The sequence below is a fragment of the Alkalimonas collagenimarina genome (assembly GCF_030717845.1).
In the GTDB taxonomy this organism is placed as follows: Bacteria; Pseudomonadota; Gammaproteobacteria; order Enterobacterales; family Alteromonadaceae; genus Alkalimonas; species Alkalimonas collagenimarina.
On the sequence record NZ_JAUZVZ010000027.1, the window covers coordinates 44778 to 51974 of the forward strand.

Genomic DNA, 7197 nt, shown 5'->3' on the forward strand with positions numbered 1-7197 from the left:
ACACCTCCTTTTCCTCATCCGGCGCAGCACGAAAGCTGCTTCACGTCCTTGCTGAAGGTCTGCGCCGCGAGCTTCAGCCCTTCGACCATGGTCAGGTAGGGGAACAATTGGTCGGCCAGTTCCTGCACGGTCATACGGTTGCGAATGGCGAGCACCGCCGTCTGGATCAGTTCACCCGCTTCCGGGGCCACCGCTTGCACGCCGATGAGCCGTCCGCTACCTTCCTCGATGACCAGCTTGATGAAGCCGCGTGTGTCGAAGTTGGCAAGCGCACGCGGCACGTTGTCCAAGGTCAAGGTGCGACTGTCGGTCTCGATCCCGTCGTGATGTGCTTCCGCCTCGCTGTAGCCCACGGTGGCGACCTGCGGGTCGGTGAACACCACGGCCGGCATTGCGGTCAGGTCCAGGGCCGCATCGCCGCCAGTCATGTTGATCGCAGCACGGGTGCCGGCCGCTGCCGCCACATAGACGAACTGAGGCTGGTCGGTGCAGTCGCCAGCCGCATAAATGTGTGGCGTACTGGTGCGCATGCCCTTGTCGATGACGATGGCCCCCTGCGCATTGGCAGCGACTCCCGCCGCTTCCAATGCCAGGCTGCGCGTGTTCGGTGCCCTGCCAGTGGCGACCAGCAGCTGGTCGGCGCGTATTTCACCGTACCCGGTGGTCAGCACGAATTCGCCGTCAACATGCGCGACCTGGCTGGCTTGCGTGTGTTCCAATACCTTGATCCCTTCGGCACGGAACGCGGCTGTAACGGCCTCGCCAATGGCAGGGTCCTCGCTCGCAAACAACGTGCGCCGCGCCAGGATCGTGACTTCGCTGCCCAGCCGTGCAAACGCCTGCGCCAGTTCCAGCGCTACTACTGAGGCACCGATTACTGCGAGCCGTTTCGGAATGGTCTCGCTAACCAGCGCTTCGGTGGAAGTCCAATAGGGGGTTTCTGCAAGACCAGGCAACGGCGGAATGGCTGCGCTCGCGCCGGTAGCAATGAGACAGCGGTCAAACGCCACTTCGTGCCAGTCCCCTTCTGCAGCTTCCACGATAAGCGTGTGGCCATCCTTGAAACGGGCGCTGCCTCGTACCAGATTGATTGACGGATTGCTTTCGAGGATGCTTTCATATTTGGCAATTCGCAGCTCGTCCACGCGCGCCTGTTGCTGGACAAGCAAACGGTCACGCGAGACAACAGGCGGCGTCGCAGTGAGCCCCACGTCAAAAGGACTTTCACGGCGCAGATGAGCGATATGGGCTGCCCGAATCATGATCTTGGAGGGAACGCAACCCACGTTGACGCAGGTGCCGCCGATAGTCCCGCGCTCGATCAGCGTGACCCGGGCACCGTTTTCCGCCGCTTTGAGCGCAGCCGCCACAGCGGCTCCGCCGCTACCGATAACCGCCACATGTAACTGACCGGCCAGCTCCTCCACCGCGCGGTCACCGCTCAGCCACTGGGCGGCTCTGCCAAGAAGTCCTGGCCGTTCAGCACTGCGCCTTTTGCTTTCCACTTCGTCTGCAGGCTTAGCACGATAACCAAGTGCCCCCACTGCCGTCACGAGTGCCGATACGTCAAGCCTATTGCCCGTGACCTGCGCCCTGTTCGCCGGATAATCGACAGACGCTCGTATCACGCCGGGAACCGCCAGCAGCGCGTCCTCAACGTGCTTTGTGCAACTTGGGCAAGTCATGCCCGCCACGCTCAGACCAACTTCGTTTAATTCTTGCATTTTGCTCTCTCTTTCATCCGTTATGCCCAAGCCGACTCGTACAACGCCTCGGTAACTGGATCAGTTTTTCGCATCAGCGAACAGGCTCCGTACGTCATTTACAGGTTGTGCACGGAATGACTGACAGTAGAATCGCCAGAACAACATCTCTATCTGGCTCTGGCGACGCCGCCGTCATTTGATGCCTTATTTCTTCAGTTCAGAAGGGTAGCCCACGTCCGTCGTCGCCTTGATCAACTCATGCACACTGGTCTTGGTATCATCGAAGGTGACAACCGCTTCGCGTGGTTCGAAGGTAACGTCAACTTTATCAACGCCTTCAATCCTGGAAATCGCCATTTTGACGGTGATCGGGCAAGTCGCGCAGGACATTCCGGGAACGGACAACGTGACCGTCTGCGTGGCGGCCCAGGCAGGGACAGCGAAGGTAGCGGCAAGGGCAAGAGCGGTAAGCAGTTTTTTCATGATTTTTCCTCAATTAGTAGAACAGGGGCATTACATACGGGAACGTTAGTGCAACGACAACTAGCGCAGCCACAATCCAAAAGATGACTTTGTACGACGTCTTGGCTTGTGGGGCAGCGCATACATCGCCAGGCTCGCATGCTTGCGTAGTCCGGAAGATGCGGCGGTAGGCAAAGAACATTGCTATCAATGCCGCACCGAGAAAGATGGGGCGGTAAGGTTCCAATGCCGCCAAGTTACTCATCCAAGCGCCGCTGAATCCCAAGGCGATCAAAACCAGCGGCCCCAGGCAGCAGGCCGACGCAAGAATGGCGGCCAGCCCACCGGCGAAGAGCGCGCCGCGCCCGTTTTGTGGTTCAGACTTTTGTGGTTCAGACTTTTGTGGTTCAGACATACGCTTGTCCTTTCAAATTTGGTTTGGATAGCTTAAGCTTACTTCCGTAGTTATGTACGGAGTCAAGCGATATGCAAATTAATTTTGAGAATCTGACCATTGGCGTTTTTGCCAAGGCGGCCGGGGTCAATGTGGAGACCATCCGGTTCTACCAGCGCAAGGGCCTGCTGCCGGAGCCAGACAAGCCCTATGGCAGCATTCGCCGCTATGGCGAGGCGGATGTAACACGAGTGCGGTTCGTGAAATCGGCCCAGCGGCTGGGCTTTAGCCTGGACGAAATCGCCGAGCTACTGCGGCTGGAGGATGGCACCCATTGCGAGGAAGCCAGCGGCCTGGCCGAGCACAAGCTCAAGGATGTGCGCGAGAAGATGGCCGACTTGGCACGCATGGAGGCCGTGCTGTCTGAACTGGTGTGCGCCTGCCATGCGCGGAAAGGGAACGTTTCCTGCCCGCTGATTGCGTCACTGCAAGACGGAACGAAGCTCGCTGCATCGGCGCGGGGGAGTCACGGGGTGACTACGCCTTAGCGTGCTTTATTTTCCGAATTCTGAGACGACCCCCTATTGTCCATATCGGGCCTGCTGGCAGCGTCTGATCAGGCTGTAAAGTGGCTGGTGCAGCAATCAATGGCCTATGGCGAGTATGTTTCGGTGACCCCGTTCTTTAACTGGGTGCACCTATGGAACACCGGTGCCGCATTCAGTCTTTTTGCGAATGGTGGAGGCTGGCAGCGCTACTTTTTTATCGGAATCGCGGTAGTGGTCTCGATTTTTCTGATCAAGCTGATCCTTGAAAATCGTCATAAAGGAGAAGCCATCGCTTACAGTCTTATCCTCGGTGGCGCCATGGGCAACCTGATTGACCGGGTCTTTCGCGGCTATGTTGTGGATTCCTTTGATTTCTATTGGCGAGACTGGCATTGGCCGGCCTTCAACCTGGCTGATATTGCAATTGTCCTCGGTGCCTTACTTTTCGTTTCCAGCAGCTGTGGAGGAGTAATAAAGATTCATCCTATTCATAGTGTAAGTCATTGTTTTTACAAACCGAGAAGGAGAGGAAGAAAAACAAAGTATCATACTAATCAACAAGATATCGTGACGACCACACTGAGCAAGTAGAATAAAGTACCATACTCAATTTATTAAAGCTTCAATGCGATGCTGACTAGTAGAAAGTAGGCCACAAGAATGAGTAGAGCCCATAGCGTAGCTCTTATCTCATGGATGTAAAAGAGAGACCTCCGAGGCGGATAAACTCGATCAAAACTATCCTCGATGAGAGTGTAAAAATATCTGTGTAAATGGCATTCTTATCAACTCCTTAGAAGGATATCAGAATGCCAATATCAGAAAAACTTATCGATCAGCTGCTTGAAGGCTGTGATTCTCCAGAAGACATTTTAGGCGAAGCTGGCCTGCTTAAGCAGCTCACCAAGAAAGTGGCGGAGCGGGCGCTAGAAGCTGAGATGGAAGCTCATTTAGGTTACGCCCCGAATGATGCAGCCGGTAACAACAGCGGCAACTCTCGCAATGGTAAAACCAAGAAAACGGTTCGCAGCACCAACGGTGATGTCGAACTGGATATTCCCCGCGACCGAAATGGCAGTTTTGACCCTAAATTAGTCCGCAAGGGCGAACGCCAGCTTAACGGATTTGATGAGCGCATCGTGGCGCTGTATGCCCGTGGCATGACGACCCGTGATATTCAGGCATACCTCGAAGAAGCCTATGGCGTTGAGGTCTCACCCACTTTCATATCGCAGGTGACGAATGCTGTTATGGATGAAGTTAAAGCTTGGCAGCACCGACCGCTAGCAAAGCTGTATCCGGTTGTTTATCTTGATTGTCTGGTCGTCCGCAGCCGTGATTCTGGTGTCGTGCAGAACAAATCGGTGTACTTGGCGCTGGGCATTAACACCGACGGCGAGAAAGAGCTTCTAGGTCTGTGGATGGCTCAAACTGAAGGCGCTAAATTCTGGCTGTCGGTGATGAACGAGCTTAAGAACCGTGGTGTTGATGACATCTTCATCGCCTGCTGCGATGGCCTAAAAGGTTTCCCTGAAGCTATTGAAGCGTAAGCGTCGCAGAAACCACACCTATTCAGCCATAGTTTGAAGCCATAGGCTACCACCAGGTTTGATTAAATAAGGTGGTAACATTATGAGTCGAGTACATCGCACGCGTGAACAATGGCGAGCGCTGATTGCTGAATTTGAACAAAGCGACCTCAGCCAGAAAGATTTTTGTGAGCCGCGAGGCATTAATCCTGCGTACTTTAGTCAGCGCCGAATGGAGCTGCAGCGTGAAGTTGAAAGTAATGACACTGGCTTTGCATTGGCGATGCCGCAATCGGTTAAGTCGCAACAAACATTGCAGCTTCGTGTTGGCCAAACCGAGTTGGTGCTGCCTTTGTCGGTTTCACCGCGCTGGGTCGCACAACTGGTCAAAGAGCTCAGCGCATGAAAATGTTCGTTGAGCCGCCGGCCATCTATTTACACAAAGCGCCGGTCGACTTTCGTAAAAGCATCAATGGCTTAAGCGCCATTGTCGAAAGCGAGATGGCGCTTTCGCCGTTCAGTGGCGCACTGTTTATCTTTTGCAATCGTCAGCGCGATAAACTCAAGGTGTTGTACTGGGACAAAACAGGCTTTTGCCTGTGGTATAAGCGCCTTGAGAAAGCCAAATTCAAGTGGCCGCGTAAGATGCCAGGTAGCACTATCACGCTCACTGAGCAGCAGTCGGCATGGCTCTTAGATGGCCTTGATATCACCCTGATGAAAGGCCACCAACCGCTACATTTTAGCGCGATAACCTGATCACTTTTAGCCATATAGAGATCAAGCATAACAGCCATTTATCGATCACCAATCGGTCTAAGAAAGCCTTTATCTGAGGCGGTTTAGCGCCAATTTATGCGGTATAATAGCCGCATGAAAAAGCTTGATACCAACGCACTTCCAGACGATGTCGAGGCCCTTAAAAAGATGGTCCTCGACCTGCAGAATCAGCAACAAGCTGAGGCGATGCAGTGGAAGAGCAAGTTCTATCACCTGCTAGAAAAATGGCAGCTTGAGCTCAAGAAGCGCTTTGCTGCCAGCTCTGAAGGTCTGCCGGGTCAGGGCGACCTGTTCAACGAAATAGAAGACATCCTCCAGCCTGATGAGGAAGAGGTTGCTGCCGAGCAGCACATTGCCTATACCCGTAAAGTTGGCCGCCGCGCACGATTAGATGCATCGTTACCACGCAAAGAAATCGTTCACGACATCAGCGACGATGACAAAACCTGTGAATGCTGCGGCACCGACATGCATCGCATGGGCGAGGATGTCAGCGAGAAACTCGACTTTATCCCGGCCAAGGTACAGGTTATCCGTCATGTGCGACCTAAGTACAGCTGTCGGCAGTGTGAACAAAAGAGTACTGAGACCCCGATTAAACAGGCGCCTGTGCCGGCAAGCATGCTACCAAAGAGCATCGCCACCCCGAGCTTGCTGGCACAAATCATCACAGCGAAGTTCCAATATGGTTTACCGCTGTATCGCCAGGAAGCCATGTTCAAGCAGTTCGGTGCCGATATCAGCCGCCAGAACATGAGCCGCTGGTTGGTGGCTGTGAGCCAAAAGCTTGAGCTGCTGTACCAGCGGATGCATGACCTTTTATTACAACAGCCGGTACTGTGGGCGGATGAGACAACGCTCAAAGTCATCCAGTCGGAGAAAAGTAAATCGTACATGTGGGTGTATGGTTGTGGTGGTGATAAGCCACCGCCTGATAGCACATCACCACCACCGAACATCGTGCTCTATGACTACCAGGATGGTCGCGGCGGCGTACACCCGAAAGACTTTTTAAAAGGCTATCGTGGACCCTTGCAGGTGGATGGCTATCAAGGCTATGAGCAAACCGATGCTGTGCTTGCCGGTTGCTGGGCGCATGCCCGGCGCAAATTTATGGACGCCAAAACCATACAAGGCAAAAACAAAACCGGTAAAGCTGACCGGGCGTTAAGCTATATCCAGAAGCTATACCGGGTTGAAAAACGTTTGGCCGGTAAGCCTGTTGATGAGCTCTTGAGTGCACGACAAACTGAATCAAGCACCATCATGAGCGAGTTCAAAGAGTGGCTCGAAGTTCAGGCGATACAGGTGCCACCCACCAGCATCATCGGCAAGGCTGTGCAATACACGCTGAATCAGTGGTCAAAGCTACAGGTGTACTTAACCGATGGGCGCATCAACATCGACAACAACCGCGCGGAGCGCGCCATCAAACCGTTCGTGATTGGCCGTAAAGCTTGGCTGTTCGCCAACACTCATGGTGGTGCTGATGCTAGTGCAGTGCTTTATAGCCTGGTGGAAACAGCCAAAGCCAACGACCTGCAACCGATTGACTACCTGATGAGTCTGTTTGAGCAGTGGCCACACAGCAAAGACGGCGACAGTATCGACCATCTACTGCCCTGGAACATCAAACTAAGCACCTAAACGAGCCGCTTGGGATCTCAGCGTCAATTATCTTGGCTGGTGTGTGGTTTATGTGACGCTTACATTGAAGCGGTTTACCCGAAAACTCAGGTGCAACTGTGCATCGTGCATCAAATTCGGCACTCGTTGCG

Annotated in this window: 8 protein-coding genes and 1 pseudogene; 6 read left to right on the forward strand and 3 right to left on the reverse strand. The window is 53.9% G+C overall.

The features are described from left to right. Positions 1-14: 14 nt before the first annotated feature. From merA to merT, 3 genes are all read right to left on the reverse strand, one after another. Complete coding sequence (gene merA, locus Q3O60_RS15465; RefSeq protein ID WP_001157002.1) at positions 15-1724, reverse strand: mercury(II) reductase; 1710 nt, start codon at positions 1722-1724, stop codon at positions 15-17. A gap of 186 nt (positions 1725-1910) precedes the next feature. Further along, entirely contained in the window at positions 1911-2189 is a 279-nt protein-coding gene (gene merP / locus Q3O60_RS15470; RefSeq protein WP_008950835.1) for a mercury resistance system periplasmic binding protein MerP, read from the reverse strand. Positions 2190-2202: 13 nt separating this feature from the next. Next, the gene (gene merT, locus Q3O60_RS15475) at positions 2203-2583 is read right to left on the reverse strand and encodes a mercuric ion transporter MerT (protein ID WP_001294655.1); all 381 of its coding nucleotides are present in this window, start codon (positions 2581-2583) and stop codon (positions 2203-2205) included. A gap of 71 nt (positions 2584-2654) precedes the next feature. Between merT and merR the strand changes: the two genes are divergently transcribed. The 6 genes and pseudogenes from merR to tnpC all read left to right on the forward strand — a co-directional run bounded on the left by merR (position 2655) and on the right by tnpC (position 7066). Further along, positions 2655-3110 carry a mercury resistance transcriptional regulator MerR gene (gene merR / locus Q3O60_RS15480; RefSeq protein ID WP_001166628.1) on the forward strand — a complete coding sequence of 152 codons (456 nt, stop codon included), beginning with the start codon at positions 2655-2657 and terminating at the stop codon, positions 3108-3110. Between the two features lie 36 nt (positions 3111-3146). Then, entirely contained in the window at positions 3147-3701 is a 555-nt protein-coding gene (gene lspA, locus Q3O60_RS15485) for a signal peptidase II (protein ID WP_305894838.1), read from the forward strand. A 218-nt stretch (positions 3702-3919) separates the two neighbouring features. Then, positions 3920-4657 (forward strand): annotated as a pseudogene (locus Q3O60_RS15490) (IS256 family transposase); the annotation flags it as partial. Positions 4658-4742: 85 nt separating this feature from the next. Next, the gene (gene tnpA, locus Q3O60_RS15495; protein WP_305894839.1) at positions 4743-5045 is read left to right on the forward strand and encodes an IS66 family insertion sequence element accessory protein TnpA; all 303 of its coding nucleotides are present in this window, start codon (positions 4743-4745) and stop codon (positions 5043-5045) included. Further along, the gene (tnpB, locus tag Q3O60_RS15500; protein ID WP_305894840.1) at positions 5042-5398 is read left to right on the forward strand and encodes an IS66 family insertion sequence element accessory protein TnpB; all 357 of its coding nucleotides are present in this window, start codon (positions 5042-5044) and stop codon (positions 5396-5398) included. Before tnpA ends, tnpB begins: the two co-directional genes overlap by 4 nt. A 114-nt stretch (positions 5399-5512) precedes the next feature. Then, positions 5513-7066 (forward strand): IS66 family transposase, encoded by a 1554-nt coding sequence (tnpC, locus tag Q3O60_RS15505; protein ID WP_305894841.1) that lies wholly within the window; start codon positions 5513-5515, stop codon positions 7064-7066. Positions 7067-7197: the final 131 nt, after the last annotated feature.